Origin of the sequence: Bradyrhizobium algeriense (assembly GCF_036924595.1) — a bacterium.
Taxonomy (GTDB): Bacteria; Pseudomonadota; Alphaproteobacteria; order Rhizobiales; family Xanthobacteraceae; genus Bradyrhizobium; species Bradyrhizobium algeriense.
The window spans coordinates 885,667-901,061 of record NZ_JAZHRV010000001.1 but is presented as its reverse complement, the minus strand read 5'-3'; the positions used below and the strand labels follow the sequence as shown (position 1 = coordinate 901,061).

At 63.2% G+C, this 15,395-nt stretch carries 16 protein-coding genes and 1 pseudogene; 6 read left to right on the top strand and 11 right to left on the bottom strand.

Features of this window, described 5'->3' with window-relative positions:
• Window positions 1-100: 100 nt before the first annotated feature.
• Complete coding sequence (locus tag V1286_RS04395) at window positions 101-1,363, bottom strand: phospholipid carrier-dependent glycosyltransferase (protein ID WP_334477823.1); 1,263 nt, start codon at window positions 1,361-1,363, stop codon at window positions 101-103.
• Window positions 1,364-1,681: 318 nt separating this feature from the next.
• Here V1286_RS04395 and V1286_RS04390 point away from each other — a divergent pair, with 318 nt between their 5' ends.
• Window positions 1,682-2,239 carry a FecR family protein gene (locus V1286_RS04390; protein WP_417021099.1) on the top strand — a complete coding sequence of 186 codons (558 nt, stop codon included), beginning with the start codon at window positions 1,682-1,684 and terminating at the stop codon, window positions 2,237-2,239.
• Between the two features lie 102 nt (window positions 2,240-2,341).
• A pseudogene (locus V1286_RS04385) lies at window positions 2,342-3,475 on the top strand (hypothetical protein).
• 182 nt (window positions 3,476-3,657) lie between these two features.
• On the opposite strand, the gene V1286_RS04380 reads toward V1286_RS04385, so the two are convergent.
• The 6 genes from V1286_RS04380 to ggt all read right to left on the bottom strand — a co-directional run bounded on the left by V1286_RS04380 (window position 3,658) and on the right by ggt (window position 8,770).
• On the bottom strand, window positions 3,658-4,089 hold the full coding sequence (locus V1286_RS04380) for a VOC family protein (protein WP_334477821.1): 432 nt from the start codon (window positions 4,087-4,089) through the stop codon (window positions 3,658-3,660).
• A gap of 128 nt (window positions 4,090-4,217) precedes the next feature.
• The gene (locus tag V1286_RS04375; protein WP_334477820.1) at window positions 4,218-4,955 is read right to left on the bottom strand and encodes an enoyl-CoA hydratase/isomerase family protein; all 738 of its coding nucleotides are present in this window, start codon (window positions 4,953-4,955) and stop codon (window positions 4,218-4,220) included.
• A gap of 46 nt (window positions 4,956-5,001) precedes the next feature.
• Window positions 5,002-5,526: a cupin domain-containing protein gene (locus V1286_RS04370; RefSeq protein WP_334477818.1), complete on the bottom strand. Its 525-nt coding sequence runs from the start codon at window positions 5,524-5,526 to the stop codon at window positions 5,002-5,004.
• A 155-nt stretch (window positions 5,527-5,681) separates the two neighbouring features.
• The gene (locus V1286_RS04365; protein ID WP_334477816.1) at window positions 5,682-6,662 is read right to left on the bottom strand and encodes a D-2-hydroxyacid dehydrogenase family protein; all 981 of its coding nucleotides are present in this window, start codon (window positions 6,660-6,662) and stop codon (window positions 5,682-5,684) included.
• Window positions 6,663-6,684: 22 nt separating this feature from the next.
• Entirely contained in the window at window positions 6,685-7,143 is a 459-nt protein-coding gene (locus tag V1286_RS04360) for an FKBP-type peptidyl-prolyl cis-trans isomerase (RefSeq protein ID WP_417021098.1), read from the bottom strand.
• Between the two features lie 40 nt (window positions 7,144-7,183).
• On the bottom strand, window positions 7,184-8,770 hold the full coding sequence (gene ggt / locus V1286_RS04355; RefSeq protein ID WP_334477815.1) for a gamma-glutamyltransferase: 1,587 nt from the start codon (window positions 8,768-8,770) through the stop codon (window positions 7,184-7,186).
• Between the two features lie 204 nt (window positions 8,771-8,974).
• Here ggt and trhO point away from each other — a divergent pair, with 204 nt between their 5' ends.
• Window positions 8,975-9,727, top strand: a complete 753-nt coding sequence (gene trhO, locus V1286_RS04350; RefSeq protein WP_334477814.1) for an oxygen-dependent tRNA uridine(34) hydroxylase TrhO — start codon at window positions 8,975-8,977, stop codon at window positions 9,725-9,727.
• Complete coding sequence (locus V1286_RS04345) at window positions 9,720-9,935, top strand: SlyX family protein (protein WP_108522139.1); 216 nt, start codon at window positions 9,720-9,722, stop codon at window positions 9,933-9,935. Before trhO ends, V1286_RS04345 begins: the two co-directional genes overlap by 8 nt.
• Window positions 9,936-9,941: 6 nt before the next feature.
• On the opposite strand, the gene V1286_RS04340 is transcribed toward V1286_RS04345, so the two are convergent.
• Window positions 9,942-10,163 (bottom strand): hypothetical protein, encoded by a 222-nt coding sequence (locus V1286_RS04340; RefSeq protein ID WP_334477813.1) that lies wholly within the window; start codon window positions 10,161-10,163, stop codon window positions 9,942-9,944.
• 134 nt (window positions 10,164-10,297) lie between these two features.
• Between V1286_RS04340 and hemE the strand changes: the two genes are divergently transcribed.
• Window positions 10,298-11,344, top strand: a complete 1,047-nt coding sequence (gene hemE / locus V1286_RS04335) for a uroporphyrinogen decarboxylase (RefSeq protein WP_334477811.1) — start codon at window positions 10,298-10,300, stop codon at window positions 11,342-11,344.
• Between the two features lie 153 nt (window positions 11,345-11,497).
• Here hemE and V1286_RS04330 read toward each other — a convergent pair whose 3' ends face one another.
• The 3 genes from V1286_RS04330 to V1286_RS04320 form a co-directional block, all read right to left on the bottom strand.
• Window positions 11,498-13,111, bottom strand: coding sequence for a GMC family oxidoreductase (locus V1286_RS04330; RefSeq protein WP_334477810.1), 1,614 nt, complete (start codon window positions 13,109-13,111; stop codon window positions 11,498-11,500).
• A gap of 86 nt (window positions 13,112-13,197) precedes the next feature.
• Window positions 13,198-13,974: an enoyl-CoA hydratase gene (locus tag V1286_RS04325; RefSeq protein ID WP_334477809.1), complete on the bottom strand. Its 777-nt coding sequence runs from the start codon at window positions 13,972-13,974 to the stop codon at window positions 13,198-13,200.
• Entirely contained in the window at window positions 13,971-14,411 is a 441-nt protein-coding gene (locus V1286_RS04320) for a MarR family winged helix-turn-helix transcriptional regulator (RefSeq protein WP_334477807.1), read from the bottom strand. Before V1286_RS04320 ends, V1286_RS04325 begins: the two co-directional genes overlap by 4 nt.
• A 212-nt stretch (window positions 14,412-14,623) precedes the next feature.
• Between V1286_RS04320 and V1286_RS04315 the strand changes: the two genes are divergently transcribed.
• Window positions 14,624-15,352: a GntR family transcriptional regulator gene (locus tag V1286_RS04315; RefSeq protein ID WP_334477806.1), complete on the top strand. Its 729-nt coding sequence runs from the start codon at window positions 14,624-14,626 to the stop codon at window positions 15,350-15,352.
• The last annotated feature ends 43 nt before the right edge of the window (window positions 15,353-15,395 follow it).

Here is a 15,395-nt window from a genome sequence, read left to right as displayed (position 1 = left end):
GAATCCGACAAGACTCAACGCAACGACGAATCTACGGCGAGCCAATGACCCGTACAAGTAGACTTGCCGGGTAACTACTCCTTAAGCGTCTTGGGCGGTCTCAGATCCAATTCTGGAAGATCATCAGGCGGCTGAACGTCGCCATCGAGGTAGCTATGAACGCGGCCGATATCGGCAACATTAGGACAAAACCGGCAAAACCGATCGCAACATAAGCCCATAGCAGCCATCCCGGCATGCTGCCGCGTTTCAAGGCATACACCAGCGCAAAGCTCGCCGAAGTCGCGGCCGGCAGGTAATAGTAAATAAACCCTAACGTTCGCGGCAGCAGCGCCCATGCGAGATAGGGACCGAAGTAGAACGCCAGCACGAGGAACGCGTCCAGGCGCCGCGTCACGATCCAGTCGCGCAGGCAGATCGCGACCGCAATCAGCGCCGGCCACAGGATCAGCGGATTGCCGAGGAAGACCACGGCGGCGATCCGGTCGTCGCCGATCTTGTCGAAGAGATACCAGACCGGGCGCACCAGGAACGGCCAGGACGGCCATGAACTCATATAGGTGTGGCCCGCGATCGCGGTCGTGGTGTTATCGCCAAAGATCCGCCGTTGCGCTTCCAGAATATCCGGGACGGAAAATCCGTACAGCGGAATGAATGTCGCGAGATAGACGGCGGCCGGAATCAAAATGAAGCACGCCGTGAAATGCCAGGCCTTGAAGCCAGGCCAAAGATCGGGCCGGTACCAGTCATCGGGCCGGGCGTCGGCGAATTGGGTGCGCCAGCCTTGCATCAGGCGGATCACGGCGACGATGACGATGCAGACCGCGAGCACGAACAGCCCGCTCCATTTGCAAGCGGTTGACAGGCCGAAGCCGATCCCGGCAAGCGCGAACCACAGATGCGGCCGCTGCTTTCGAAAGCCATGGATGAACGCCGCGATCGCGAACAGGCTGAAGGTGAGCGCGAAAATATCCAGCATCGCGATCCGCGATTGCACGAACAGCATCTGGTTGAAAAAGGCGAGCAGGCTCGCGGCGATGGCCGGCCCTTGCGCCGCGAACAGCGCCAGGCCGCAGAGATACACCGCGACGATCGCGAGCGATCCGAACAGGACACCCGGATAGCGCCAGCCCAGCGGCTCGTCGCCGAACAAGTGGATCGACAGCGCGATGAACTGCTTGGCCAGCGGCGGATGCATTGAGTTGAGCATCGGCTCTCGCATCACCGGCTCGAGCATCTGCCGCGCAGCCGGCACGTAATGCACCTCGTCGAAATAGAATTTCTCCGGCGTGGTGACGCCGATCAGCATCGCGAAATGCGCGAGAACAAAAATGACTGCCGCGATGACGCCCGTGCGCATCATCGAAGCGGGCAGAACAGAATGTAATGGAGTTGCTTGCTTCACGGACAATCTGACACTGAATCAGGGACAAAATGACATTGCGGCAAAATTGAGTGTGATGGCTCCAGATTTCTATGTCCATCGCGTTGAACGCATTTCGATTCCGCCATCACTAACCGACGGGCGAGTAGGCCACGCAAGTGATAATTCTGCCACATCGCACGCGCGCGCGATCCGGTGCGATGTCGGGATAAATCGATCGGCTTTGAAATGAATTTCTGTAACTGCTTTCGTTTGCTATTTGCCATTGGCTTGGTAACTGCTGGCCTGGTAACTGCGTTGGCTGCTCCCGCGTATGCGCAAACGCGCGTCGGCGAAGCGGCTGTCGTCAAGAATGAAGTACTCCGCGTTGCCGGACCTTCGACCATTCAGATCAAGGTCGGCGATGGACTGGTTCGTGACGAAACCGTGCGCACCGGGATCGACAGCGCAACGCGTCTGGTGATGGCCGACAGCACCAACCTCTCGCTCGGACCCAACGCGACGCTCAAGTTCGACCGCACCGTTTTCGACGATGAGCATCATTATCGCGAAGTCGCGGTGCGCATGACGTCGGGCGCGTTTCGTTTCGTCACCGGCCATTCGGACAAGGCCGCCTACAAGATCACGACGCCGCTGGCGACCATCGGCGTGCGCGGCACCACGCTCGATATCCTGTCACAGCGCGGCCGGACCATCGTCAATCTGCAGGAAGGCGCAGCCTCGGTCTGCACGATCAGCTTTGAATGCATCCAGCTCACCCGCCCCGGCGACACCGCCATCATCACCTCGGGCGGGCGGAAGATCGACGATCAAAAAGACCAACACTCCGCCCTGGACGTTTGCCGCAACCTGTAGCGCGGCGGCAGGGCTTTGCAGCAAGACGCAATATGCGGACGCGGCCCCCGTCATCGTCGATGACGGCAGCGATCCCACCGGCATGCTGTGCGGGCGCTGACCATGGCAAGACACGTTCGCAGCCTCGCTCTATCGGCCGCGCTCGCAGCCATGGCCTCGCTCTCGCTGCTGCAATCGTCGGCGTGGGCGCAGTCGCCCTCGCCGACACCGGTAGAAGAATGTGTCGAGTGCTATCCGCCGACGCCAACGCCGAGTCCTTCCGCCACCCCGACGCCTTCGGCTTCTCCGTCGCCAACGCCAAGCCCCACATCGACATCGGGCACCAACGCGCCGCCGGTGGCCGGGTCCGGCTCGAGCGCCGGATCGATCAACGACCTGGCCGGACAGCGCTTCAACCAGATGATCACCAACCGCGTGCTCGGCAACGTGCTGCTGGGGGTCAACGAGCAGGTCAATTGCAACGATTGCATCAGCGCGTTCGGTTCGGCGGGTTCGTTCTCGGCCGGCATTCACGGCCGCAAGAACCTGACGCCTAATCTGTCGCTGCTCGCCGGCATCGCATACGCGCAGTACAATGAAGGCGGTTACCGCGTCACCAGTTCGCCGATCGGCGCGTTCGCGCTGCGCTACGATTTCGTTGACTGGGGATCGTCGCGGCCGTTTTTCGATATCGGCACGATCCTGTCGCCATTCCAGAAGGTGCGCTACTCGCGCAGCTACACGACGAGCCTCGGCGCGGTATCGCTCGAAAGTTCGACCACGAGCGAGAATTACGCCGTCTATGGCCGCGCCGGCTGGATGAGCCGGCTGTCGCCGCGCAATGAGGTGGCGGCTTCCGTCGAGGTCTGGCAGCTATGGCAGCGGGTGAAGGGCTACACGGACCCCGCCGCGGCCTTTAATCCGTTCGACGCCTCGATCGCCGATGGCACCGACCGCACCAACCTCGTCAAGGTCGGCGGACAGTGGACGCACCTGTTCGGCACAAGCGTCGACGCCAACATCAACGGCGGATGGGTGCAATCCTTCGGGTCGCGATCCGGCATCGTCGCCAGCGTGACCGGCGACGGCACGATCGTGCCTGTCATCAGCAACCAGGGCTGATTCGAATATGGCGGCCGGCTCGGCTTCCGCATCACCAAGGGCTGGGTCGCCGACCTCTTCCTCAACGGCACCGCCGGCCCGCAGCCGGTCGGCAACACGCTTCACGGCGGCGTAGGATTGCGGATCAATTATTAGATGGGAATGTGGGGTGGGCAAAGGCGCGCGAGCGCCGTGCCCACCATCTCCCGTCAGACTGTATCGTGAATGGTGGGCACGCGGAGCCTGTCATCGGGCGCGCGTTCGCGCGACCCGTTGGCTTTGCCCTACGATTCTAGGAAGAAATCTTGGACATGGATAAACTCCGGTTGCGTGAGCGCTCAGGCGGCGGCCGTGGCTGACGGCGCAGCGGTTGCCGCCGCAACATCCATCCACATCACTTCCCAGTGGTGACCATCCGGATCTTCAAAGCTGCGGCCATACATGAAGCCGTAATCCTGCTTCGGGCCCGGATCGGCGCCGCCGCCCGCGCCTTGCGCCTTGGCGACCATGTCGTCCACCGCATCGCGGCCGTCGGCGGACAGGCAGATCAGGACCTGGCTTGTGGCCTTGGCGTCGGCGATCTTCTTCGAGGTGAACTGCCGATACTTGTCGTGGGTCAGCAACATCACGTAGATGCTCTCGGAAAACACCATGCAGGACGCCGTGTCATCGGAGAATTGCGGGTTCTTTTCGCCGCCGATCGCCTGATAGAAGGCGGTCGAGCGGGCGAGGTCGCTGACAGGCAGGTTGACGAAGATCATTTTGGCCATAATCGGGTTCCTTTTCCAGGGGCTTCGAGCCAAGGACGAACGCGCGGAGACGGATCCGACATACTCTTTCAAATTTTTTCAGGCGGCGAAACGGCGTACCGCGACCGGCATCCGGGGGCGAATGGCCGCTATCGGCCCTTGAAGTGAGGCTTGCGCTTTTCGGCGAACGCCTTGACGCCTTCCTTCAGGTCTTCGCTGTCCCTGACGGCATCGAGCAGCCGCCGCACTTCAGCGACCCCTTCCAGCGGCCCCCTGGGCATGGCGTCGCGGGCCAGTTTCTTCAGCGCCCGGACCACCAGCGGCGCGTTGGCGGCGATTTTGGCCGCCATCTCCTGGGCGAGTGCGACATGCTGCCCCTTCGGCGCGACCTTGTTCACAAAGCCGATCTGCCAGGCACGCTCCGCCGACATTTCCTCGCCGACCAGCAAAAACTCCATGGCGATCTTGTGCGGCATACGCGCCATCACCGAGGAGATGCCGCCGGCGGTGGTGCCGATCTTGCCCTCGGGGTAGATGAAGCGCGTCGTCTCCGACGCCACGCACATGTCCGCCATCTGCACCAGCACGAAGGCGCCGCCGACCACCCATCCGGATGTCGCGGCGATGACCGGCTTGTCGAGTTCGACGCCCAATCCAGGCACCGCGTGCCACATGTTGACGGGAAGATCCCTGACATCGGCGCCGACCGAGAAATATTTTTCTTCGGACGAAGCGAGCACCGCAACGCGGTCGTCGCTTTCGTGAAAGCGGAGCCAGGCTTCGCGCAGTTCGTCACACAACGCATTATTGAGCGCGTTGTGCGCCGAAGCGCGATCCATGGTGATGGTGGCGACGTGGCCCGCGCTCTCGTAGCGAACAAGCTTCATAGGATTTCCCCCCGCGACATCCGCACGGCGGCGGCGGTTGTTGTTTTTACTTCTTCTCGGCGGGATCGCGGTGCACCGGATCGATCCACAGCACGGTCTCCGGCTTTTCCACCGGCTCGATATCGAGGTTGATGGCCACCGCCTCGCCGTCGCTGCGCACCAGCACGCATTCCAGCGCTTCGTCGCGGCTGGCGTTGATCTCCTGATGCGGCACGTAGGGCGGCACGAAGATGAAATCGCCGGGGCCGGCTTCCGCGGTGAACTGCAGATGCTCGCCCCAGCGCATCCGCGCCTTGCCCTTCACGACATAGATGATGCTCTCGAGATGGCCGTGATGATGCGCCCCGGTCTTGGCGTCGGGGCGGATCGTCACCGTCCCCGCCCACAATTTCTGGGCGCCGACGCGAGCGAAATTGATCGCGGCCTTGCGGTCCATGCCCGCGGTTGACGGCACGTTGGGATCGAGCTGGTTGCCTGGAATGACGCGGACGCCGTCATGCTTCCAGCGCTCAGTATCGCCGTGCGAATGATCGTGATCGTGGGAATGGCTGTGGTCGTGCGTGCCGGTCATTGTGCGCCTTCTCGGAATATCGTTGGTCCGAACGGTATCGAAAAGTAGGGCCGCAAACCAGAGGATTAAGAGAGCCTGCGGCGCATGGGCGCCCCGGTTTTCGTCATGGCCGGGCACGTCCCTCGCCTATCCACGCCCCTCGCGCTTGCCGCGCATCAGCGCCGTCTGGACATCACATCCGGATTGACGACATTGGTCGGCGTGCCCGCGGCATGGGCCAGTATCTGGTCAAAGATATCCGTGAACTGGATTTCGTACTCGTCGCGCGAGACGTAGCCGAGATGCGGCGTGCAGACCACATTGTCCATGGTCAGCAAGGGATCGTTGACGTCGCGCAGCGGCTCTTTCTCGTACACATCCACCGCCGCCATGCCGGGCCGGCCGGCACGCAGCGCATCGACCAGCGCGTTCGGCTCGATCAGCGGCGCACGGCTGGTATTGACCAGAAGCGCCGAGGGTTTCATGCGCGCGAGGTCTTCTGCCTTGACGATGCCGCGCGTGGCATCGACCAGGCGCATGTGCAGCGAAAGCACGTCGCATCGTTCGAAGAAATCAGCCTTGCTGGCGGCGGTCTCGTATCCGTCGGCGCGGGCCTTCGCCATGGCCGGTTCGCGCGCCCATACCAGCACGTTCATGCCGAACGCCTTGCCGTAGCCGGCGACGACGGCGCCGATCCGCCCGTAACCATAGATGCCGAGCGTCTTGCCGCGGAGCGTGTTGCCGACGCCAATCTGCCATTTGCCGGCCTTGAGCGCCGCCATCTGCTGCGGGATAGCGCGCATCGCCGCCAGGATCAGACCCCAGGTGAACTCGGCGGTCGCGTAAGACGGCGTGTCGGCGTGCTGGCTCGACGACACGACGATGCCAAGCCGGGTGCAGGTATCGATATCGATATGTGGAAAGACGCTGCGCTGGCTGATCAGTTTCAGTTTCGGCAGGCGCTCCAGCAGCGGCGTGCGAATCTGCGTGCGCTCCCGGATCAGCACCAGCGCTTCGGTATCACGCAGCCGTTCCGCCAGCACATCGATATCCTGGACGTGATCGTTCCAGATGGTAACGTTGTGGCCGGCGAGCTTGCCGAAGCAATCGAGGGTGCGCAGCGTGTCGAAATAGTCGTCGAGGATCGAGACCTTCACGATGCGCCTCCCCCGTTGCGCGTTACTTCACCGCCAGCAATTCGACGTCGAACATCAGCGTCGCATTCGGCGGGATGACGCCGCCGGCGCCCCGCGCACCATAACCAAGCGCGGGCGGAATGATCAGCGTGCGCTTGCCGCCGACCTTCATGGAGGCAACGCCCTCGTCCCAGCCGGCGATCACCTGACGCTGGCCGATCGGAAACTCGAACGGCTCGTTACGATCAACAGAGGAGTCGAACTTCTTGCCCTTCTGGCCGTTCTCGTAGAGCCATCCGGTATAATGCATGACGCAGGTCTGCCCGGTCGTCGGCGACGCGCCGGTGCCGACCTTGCTGTCGATGATCTGCAAGCCTGATGCTGTGGTCATGGGTTTTCCTGCGGTCTGGGCCGATGCCATCCTGATGGCAACGGGCGTGGCAACCGCCGCCGCCATGGCGGCAGTAGCGGTCCGGATGAACGTGCGTCGCGAGAAGCGCATCTGTTGAACCTCTTCTTGGAGAGACGGAGCTTCTAGACGCTCAATAGCCCAGCGCGCAACCGTCCTTGCGGGGATCGGAACCGCCGGTCAGTGTGCCCTTGTCCCAGTCGATCCAGATCGCCTGGCCGCCGCCGAGCGGGCCGACCACGCTGGTGGTCTTGTGGCCGATCTTCTTCAGGCCCTCGACGATCTCGGCCGGCACGCTGTCCTCGAGCTGGTAGACGCCTTCATAATGCAGGCCGCGCGGCATATCGATGGCTTCCTGCACGTCGCAGCCATAGTCGAGCATGTTGGTCAGCACGCGGGTCTGGCCCACCGGCTGATACTGTCCGCCCATCACGCCGAACGGCATCAACGCGCGACCATTCTTGGTGGCGAGTGAGGGAATAATGGTGTGCAGCGGCCGCTTGCCCGGCGCGATGCAATTGGGATGGCCGGGCTGGATCCGGAAACCGCCGGCGCGGTTCTGCAGCAGGATGCCGGTCTTGTCGGACACGATCGCCGAGCCGAAGGAATGCGCGATCGAGTTGATGAACGAGCAGACGTTGCGGTCCTTGTCGACCACGGTGATGTAGACCGTGGACGGATTCATCGGCGGCGCAACATTCGGGAGATCCAGCAGCCGATCCATCCTGATGTTTTTGATGTGCTCCTCGGCGAATTCCTTCGCGAGAATGCCGGCAACGTCGACGTGAACCTGCTGCGGATCGCCAATGTACTGCTCGCGCATCATGTAGGCGATGCGCGCGGCTTCCGCCTCGAGATGGAAGCGCTCGACGCTGAGCGGCGCGAACTTCGTCAGGTCGAAGCGAGAGAGGATATTCAGCATCACCAGCATGGTGATGCCCGGGCCATTTGGCGGGCACTGCCAGACATCATGGCCCTTATACATCGTGCCGATCGGCGACGTGGTTTCGGTCGAATGCGCGGCGAAATCTTCCAGCGTGTGCAGGCCGCCGATGCCGCGCAAGGTCTCCACCATGTCGGCCGCGATCTCGCCGGCATAGAACGCGTCGCGACCGTTCTTGGCGATTGCGCGCAGTGTCTTGCCGAGTTCCGGCTGATGGATCACATCGCCGGCGACCGCCGGCTTGCCGTGCGGCAAAAGATAGCGTTCGGTGTTGGTGCCGTTCTTCAGCTTCTCGAACTGGTTCTTCCAGTCGAAGGCGATGCGCGGCGCGACGACATAGCCTTCTTCGGCCGCCTTGATCGCGGGCTGCAGCAGCGTGTCGAGCCCCATCTTGCCATGGTCGCGCAGGATCGTATCCCAGGCGTCGATCGCGCCGGGAATGCTCACCGCATGGGCCGATGTCAGCGGCACCGAATGGATCTTGCGCTCGAGATACCATTCGGCCGTTGCCGCCATCGGCGCGCGGCCGGAGCCGTTATAGGCCGTTATCTTGCCCTCGCCCTTCGGCTGGATCAGCGCAAAACAATCGCCGCCGATGCCGGTCGATTGCGGCTCGATGACGCCGAGCAGCGCGCAGGCCGCAACCGCGGCGTCCGCAGCCGTACCGCCCGCGCGCATCACGTCGATGGCGACAAGCGCGGCCTCCGGGTGCGACGTCGCCACCATCGCGTTCTGGGCATGGACCGTGGAGCGGCCGGCGAAATGGAAATTCCTCATCGCGAGTGCTTTCTTTTCAGCGTTTCTTCAATATTTCTTGGGCATCCCGCTGGGGACGATCGGGTGAGTTTACAGACGGTTCTTTGGCATATTCATCCCCAACTGGGCAATGGCTGGCATGCCAAGGTCTCGCGGTGGCAATACGCGGAATACGCAGGGCTTTGCGGGGTTTCCCCTGCCCGGCCCGCCTGATAAACGGTCGCCATGCCGTTCAAGGTCGCCGCCCTCTACCAATTCGCCGCCCTGCCGGACTTCCGGGAGCTGCGCGAGCCGCTGCGCGCGCTTGCTGCAGGCCTTGGGATCAAGGGTAGCGTGCTGCTGGCCCACGAGGGCATCAATGGCACCGTTGCGGGTGGCGATGAGGGCATCGACGCGTTCGTCCGGGAGCTGCAGCACGGCCCCCTCTTCGCTGGCCGGCTCGACAATCTCGAACTCAAGTTTTCGAGCGCTACCGAGATGCCGTTCCAGCGGCTGAAGATTCGGCCGAAAAAGGAAATCGTCACGCTCGGAGATACCACCGCGGATCCGAGGCGGCAGGTCGGGACCTATGTCGAGCCGTCGGACTGGAACGAACTGATTGCCGCGCCCGATACGCTTGTCATCGACACCCGCAATGCGTTCGAGGTGGCGATGGGCACTTTCGAGGGCGCGGTCGATCCCGGCATCAAGAGTTTTGGGCAGTTCAAGGAATTCGCCGCGGAGAAACTCGACCCGGCGAAGCACAAGAGGATCGCGATGTTCTGCACCGGAGGTATCCGGTGCGAGAAAGCCAGCGCCTATCTGCTGGCGCTGGGGTTTGGTGAGGTCTATCACCTCAAGGGCGGCATCCTGCGGTATCTCGAAGGCGTGCCGGAGCAAGAGAGCCGCTGGCGCGGCGAGTGTTTTGTATTCGACGAACGTGTGGCGCTGGGCCACGGGCTGCGGCAGCGACGACCGAACGATGGCTCCCATGAGTGATGCCGACGACTTAAGCGAGCGCATCGACGCGCTGGAAATGCGGCTGACCTATCAGGATGTGACCATCGAGACATTAAACCAGACGATCACCGCGCAGTGGGTTGAGATCGACAGGCTGACGCGCCAGGTCGCTGAACTGAAGGAGCGCCTTCAGGAAGCCGAAAGCAACGCGCCGGGTCCCGCGAACGAGCCGCCGCCGCATTACTGATTTGCGTCAGCGGAAGACGGCGCGGACCTTGTTCCACAGCGTTTCGTTGGCACGATCGCCATCGGCTTTCGAGGGCGCCGGTTGCGCGGCGCTCACGGGATCGGATGCCGGAAACGTGTCCACCAGCCCGGCCTCGAGCTTCTCGTGGATTTCCCGGTCGGCTTTCTGCGCTTCACGGGGATCTTCGGCGTGCTTGTCATGCGCCGCAGGATTGAATTTCTCGGCCATCGGGACCTCCATGGACGAGATAACGGCGCGGTTTTACGCCGGTTCCACGTTCGCCCCTGGTATCCGTCCTTGGCCCGGAGGGAACCTGCGTGTATCAGAGGCACAAATATCAGCCGCCCGCAGGAACCCTTCGATTGTCTCAGAAATCCGTCGCAAAACCATTTCTCGAAGTGCTGTCCGGCCGCCGCCAGCAGGTGCCGCCGATCTGGATGATGCGGCAGGCCGGGCGCTATCTGCCGGAGTATCGCGAGTTGCGCGCCAAGGCCGGGAGCTTTCTCGACCTCTGCTTCACGCCGGACTATGCCGCCGAGGTGACGCTGCAGCCGATCCGCCGCTTCAACTTCGACGCTGCGATCATCTTTTCCGACATTCTCGTCATCCCCTACGCGCTCGGCCGTTCCGTGCGCTTCGAGGCCGGCGAAGGCCCGCGGCTCGATCCGCTGAATACACCGGAGCAGGTGACCACACTGGCGCGCCACGCCGATTTCGGCAAGCTCGAGCCGGTCTATGAAGCACTGCGCCGCGTGAAGCGCGAACTCGCGCCTGAGATCGCGCTGATCGGCTTCTGCGGCGCGCCATGGACGGTCGCGACCTACATGGTTGCGGGACAAGGCACACCCGACCAGGCGCCGGCGCGGATGATGGCCTATCGTCACCCGGAGACGTTCGCTGAAATCATCGACGTGCTGGTCGAGAACTCGATCCAATACCTGCTCGGCCAGCTCAAGGCCGGCGCGGACGCGTTGCAGATCTTCGATACCTGGGCCGGCGTGCTGCCGCCGCGTGAATTCGAGCGCTGGTCGATCGAGCCTGCGAAACGCATCGTCGCCGGCGTGCGCGCGAAAGCGCCTGAAGCGAAAATCATCGGCTTTCCCCGCGGCGCGGGCGCGCTGCTGCCGGCCTATGTCGAAGCGACCGGCGTCGATGCCGTCAGCATCGACTGGGCAGCCGAGCCGTCAATGATCCGCGAGCGCGTGCAGAGCCGCGTCGCCGTGCAGGGCAATCTCGATCCGCTGGCGTTGATCGCGGGCGGCGCCGCGCTCGACCGCGCCGTCGACGACGTGCTGGCGAATTACGCAGAAGGACGGCTGATCTTCAACCTCGGCCATGGCATTCAGCCGGAAACCCCGATCGCCCATGTCGAGCAGATGCTGAAGCGGGTGCGGGCGTATAGGGGATGATCGGCCACTCCCTCGCCCCGCTCTTGCGGGGAGAGGGTTGGGGTGAGGGGCATCTCTATCCGCTTGCACTAGCGTTCGCTGATGGTCCGGTACCCCCTCACCCGGCGCTTCGCGCCGACCTCTCCCCGCAAGCGGGGCGAGATAAGAAGAAGCCTACCTTGCGTCCTCCAGGATCATATCCGACGCTTTCTCAGCAATCATGATGGTCGGCGCGTTGGTATTGCCTGACATCAGGTCCGGCATAACAGACGCATCGACTACGCGCAGGCCTTCGATGCCGCGCACGCGCAAGCGCTGATCGACGACGGCGAGCGCATCGCTGCCCATGCGGCAGGTCGAGGTCGGGTGATAGACCGTGCTGCCGGTACGGCGACAGAAATCGAGCAATTCGTCGTCGCTCTGCACTTTCGGACCGGGATCGACTTCCCCCACCGCGTAAGCCTTCAGCGCTGGCGCGGCGAGGATCTTGCGCAGGATGCGGATGCCGTCGATGAAGGCGCGGCGATCGGTTTCGGTCGCGAGATAGTTGATGCGGATTTCCGGCGGCACAGAAGCATCGGCGCTTTTGATGCGCAGCGAACCGCGGCTTTCCGGGCGCAACTGGCAGACCGAAGCGGTAAAACCGGAAAGTGCGTGAAGCTTCTCACCCATCTTGTCGGTCGAGAACGGCAGGAAGTGAATCTGGATATCGGGCGACGCCAGCCGAGGACTGGTCTTGAAGAATGCGCCCGAGGTGCCGGCGGCAATCGTCAGCGGCCCTTTTCGCAGGGCGGCGTACTGAATGCCCGCCATCACCCGGCGTACCGGATTGTTGACCACGTCGTTGAGCGTGACCTTTTGCGCGCAGCGCGTGATCAGGCGGACCTGCATGTGATCCTGCAGATCATTGCCGACGCCGGGCGCGTCGAGCACGATCTCGATGCCGTGCTGCTTCAGAAGGTCCGCCGGACCGACGCCGGAGAGCTGCAGCAATTGCGGCGAGTTATACGCGCCGCTGGAGACCAGGATTTCCTTGCGCGCCCGCGCCGTGCGAGCACGGCCTTCCCGCTTGTATTCGACCGCCTTGGCGCGCCGCCCTTCGAACAGGATGCGCTGCGCCAGCGCCGAAGTCTCGATATGCAAATTGCTGCGGCTCTTCGCCGGACGCAGGTACGAGAACGCCGTGCTGGCGCGCCGGCCACGACTTGTTGTGATCTGGAAAAATCCCGCACCTTCCTGCGTAGCGCCGTTGAAATCCGGATTGGTCGGAATGCCGGTTTCGGCGGCGGCGACGACGAAGGCTTCCGACAATGGATCGTGATGCCGCCAGTCCGACACCGGCAACGGCCCGCCCGTGCCGTGATACTTGTCGTCTCCGCGCTGCTGGTTCTCAGCCTTCCTGAAATAGGGCAGCACGTCGTCGTAGCCCCAGCCGGCATTGCCACGCTGGCGCCAGCGATCGTAGTCCTCGTGCTGGCCCCGCACATAGAGCAGGCCGTTGATCGAGCTCGAGCCGCCGAGCACTTTTCCGCGTGGCTGGAACACCTGCCTGCCGTTCAAGCCTGGTTCTGGCTCAGTCTGGTACATCCAGTTGACGGATTTTTCCTTGAACAGTTTTCCGTAGCCGAGCGGCACGTGGATCCAGAGATTGCTGTCTTTCGGTCCGGCCTCCAGCAACAACACGGAATGCTTGCCGTCGGCGCTCAGGCGATTGGCGAGCACGCATCCGGCTGAGCCGGCGCCGACGATGACGTAGTCGAATTCGGAAGCTTCATTGTTCTTGTTCATTTGTTTCCCCGCACGCAACCCGAAAGAGGTAGCGGGGCCGCCACGGGCGGTCAATCACCTCCCGGTCGCGGGCGGGGAGAGGCCGCTCAGCTTGCGGCGAGTTTCAAAAAGTCCGGCGGCCGGCGTTCGGCGAAGGCGGTGAAAGCTTCGCGCGCCTCCACGGTCTTCAGCCTTGCCGCGAACTGCTCGCTTTCCGCCTTGATCTGCGCCATGAGCAGTTCCGGATTGCGCATCAGCCGCTTCGTCGTGCTGACGGCACCCGCCGGCTGTTTCGCCAGCCGGGACGCGAGCGCTCTTGCTTCGGCGTCGAGCTTGTCCAGTGGCACCACCCGATTGGCGAGCCCCCAGGCCAACGCCGATTTGGCATCGACAGCTTCACCAAGCGAGAACATTTCGAAGGCGCGCGCATAGCCGATACGGAGCGGCATCAACAGGCTGGAGGCCGCTTCGGGAACCAACGCCAGATTGACGAACGGCGTCGAGAGCAGCGCGTTCTCGGCCAGCACGACCAGATCGCAATGCAGCAGCATCGTGGTGCCGATGCCGACGGCGCGTCCTTGAACGGCCGCGACCAGCGGACGGCTCGATCTGGCGAGCGCCTGCAGGAAACGTCCGACATGCCGCTCGCCCTGAACCGCGCCTGTCGCAATGGCGGCGAACTCGCCGACGTCGTTGCCGGCGGTGAACATGTCGCCCTCGCCGCGGATCAGGAGAACGCGGACGGATGGATCAGTCTCCGCGCCTTCGATTGCGTCGGCCAGCGCGCCGTACATCGCATTGGTCAGCGCGTTCTTCTTGTCCGGGCGAGCCATCGTCAGGCTCAAAATCCCGTCGCTCTTCTCGATCTTGATATGCTCGGTCATTCATCTTCTCCTCTGGGAAATCTGGTTTGCATGGTGGTGAGCCAGCGCGCGACGACATCGATCTCGGCCTCGGTGAAGCCTTCCGTGAGGCGCGCATTGACCTCGGCGAGCCCTGCCTTCGACTGCGCCATCGCCGCGCGGCCGGCCGGCGTCAGCCAGAGCCGCCACGCGCGCCCGTCATCCGGATCGGCACGGCGCTTGATCAGGTCCGCAGCCGTCATCCGGTCCACCAGTCCGCTGATGCCGGGCGGGCCGAGATCAAGCGCCGCGCCCGCCTCGCCCATCAGCACGCCGTCCCGCTGGCCCAGGATGAACAGCAAGCCGGACTGCGCGGCGGTAACGCCGCTGGCTTGCGTCCGCGCCGCCATCCAGCGCTGCAGCCGGCGCTGCGCGACGCTGAGCAGGAAAACCAGCCGGTGCTCGCGCCGCGGGCTCATGCCGATGAAGCTAATTTATTTCGCATGCGAACTATCTATGTCACCACCGGCAAGTTGTCACGGTGATTTTTAGTGCGGACGCGCCGCGAGGTATTCAGGGCTAGACAGCGCATGGCGGCCACCAAACCAGAAACCGAAGCCTTGGCAGCAGCTTGGATAAAAAATCGATTTTCGATTGACGACATCGCCTTCCCTCGCCAATCTGCGCCGCCATGAGCAGTATCGGGTTGAGTTTTGGTGAGAGCCTTGCCGACGAACGGCCTCGAAGCCTGACATCAGCCGTTCAGGAGCGGCTGCGCGCGGATATTCTCTCGACCCGGCTGCTGCCCGGCCAGAAGCTGCATATTGCCGGTCTCGCCAAACAGTTCTCGGTCAGCCTCGCCGCGGTGCGCGAAGCGCTGTCGCGGCTGGTCGCGGACGGGCTGGTGCAGGCATCCGACCAGCGTGGCTTTCGCGTCAGCCCGGTATCATCAGCCGATCTTCGGGACGTGACGCAGACCCGTGTCGATATCGAAGGGCTGGCGCTGCGGCGCTCGATCGAGCGTGGCGACGCGGCATGGCTTGCCTCGGTGGAAAAATCGTTCGCAGCGCTCTGCGCCGTTCCCCATACCTATCCCGACGATCCGACCCATCACTATGAGGAATGGGTGGTGCGGCACCGCGTCTTCCATCGCACGCTGGTGAACGCCTGCGGCTCGCAATGGCTGCTCGGGTTTCGCGATGTGCTGCATGAGCAGAGCGAGCGCTATCGGAGGCTCGCGATCCGGCGCAACAGCGAAAAATCCCGCAACGTCGAGGCCGAACACGCGGCAATCGTGCATGCCACGCTCAAGCGCGATGCCGATGCCGCGGTCGCGGCGCTCTCGAAGCATTTCATGACGACCATGCACCTCGTCGAACTTGCCACGCCGAAAACGTTTGGAGGTGGCAACACCGCCTGACCGCTCGAAACCAAACCAATCAAGAAAAATCAAGGGGAAACGT

Coding starts and splice junctions, on each gene's coding strand:
- trhO (WP_334477814.1), top strand. CDS start 8,975: ATGCCGTTCAAGGTCGCCGCCCTCTACCAATTCGCCGCCCTGCCGGAC.
- V1286_RS04395 (WP_334477823.1), bottom strand. CDS start 1,363: ATGATGCGCACGGGCGTCATCGCGGCAGTCATTTTTGTTCTCGCGCAT.
- ggt (WP_334477815.1), bottom strand. CDS start 8,770: ATGAGGAATTTCCATTTCGCCGGCCGCTCCACGGTCCATGCCCAGAAC.
- V1286_RS04375 (WP_334477820.1), bottom strand. CDS start 4,955: ATGAAGCTTGTTCGCTACGAGAGCGCGGGCCACGTCGCCACCATCACC.
- V1286_RS04340 (WP_334477813.1), bottom strand. CDS start 10,163: ATGGCCGAGAAATTCAATCCTGCGGCGCATGACAAGCACGCCGAAGAT.
- V1286_RS04345 (WP_108522139.1), top strand. CDS start 9,720: ATGAGTGATGCCGACGACTTAAGCGAGCGCATCGACGCGCTGGAAATG.
- V1286_RS04380 (WP_334477821.1), bottom strand. CDS start 4,089: ATGGCCAAAATGATCTTCGTCAACCTGCCTGTCAGCGACCTCGCCCGC.
- V1286_RS04325 (WP_334477809.1), bottom strand. CDS start 13,974: ATGACCGAGCATATCAAGATCGAGAAGAGCGACGGGATTTTGAGCCTG.
- V1286_RS04370 (WP_334477818.1), bottom strand. CDS start 5,526: ATGACCGGCACGCACGACCACAGCCATTCCCACGATCACGATCATTCG.
- V1286_RS04320 (WP_334477807.1), bottom strand. CDS start 14,411: ATGAGCCCGCGGCGCGAGCACCGGCTGGTTTTCCTGCTCAGCGTCGCG.
- V1286_RS04330 (WP_334477810.1), bottom strand. CDS start 13,111: ATGAACAAGAACAATGAAGCTTCCGAATTCGACTACGTCATCGTCGGC.
- V1286_RS04360 (WP_417021098.1), bottom strand. CDS start 7,143: ATGCGCTTCTCGCGACGCACGTTCATCCGGACCGCTACTGCCGCCATG.
- V1286_RS04315 (WP_334477806.1), top strand. CDS start 14,624: ATGAGCAGTATCGGGTTGAGTTTTGGTGAGAGCCTTGCCGACGAACGG.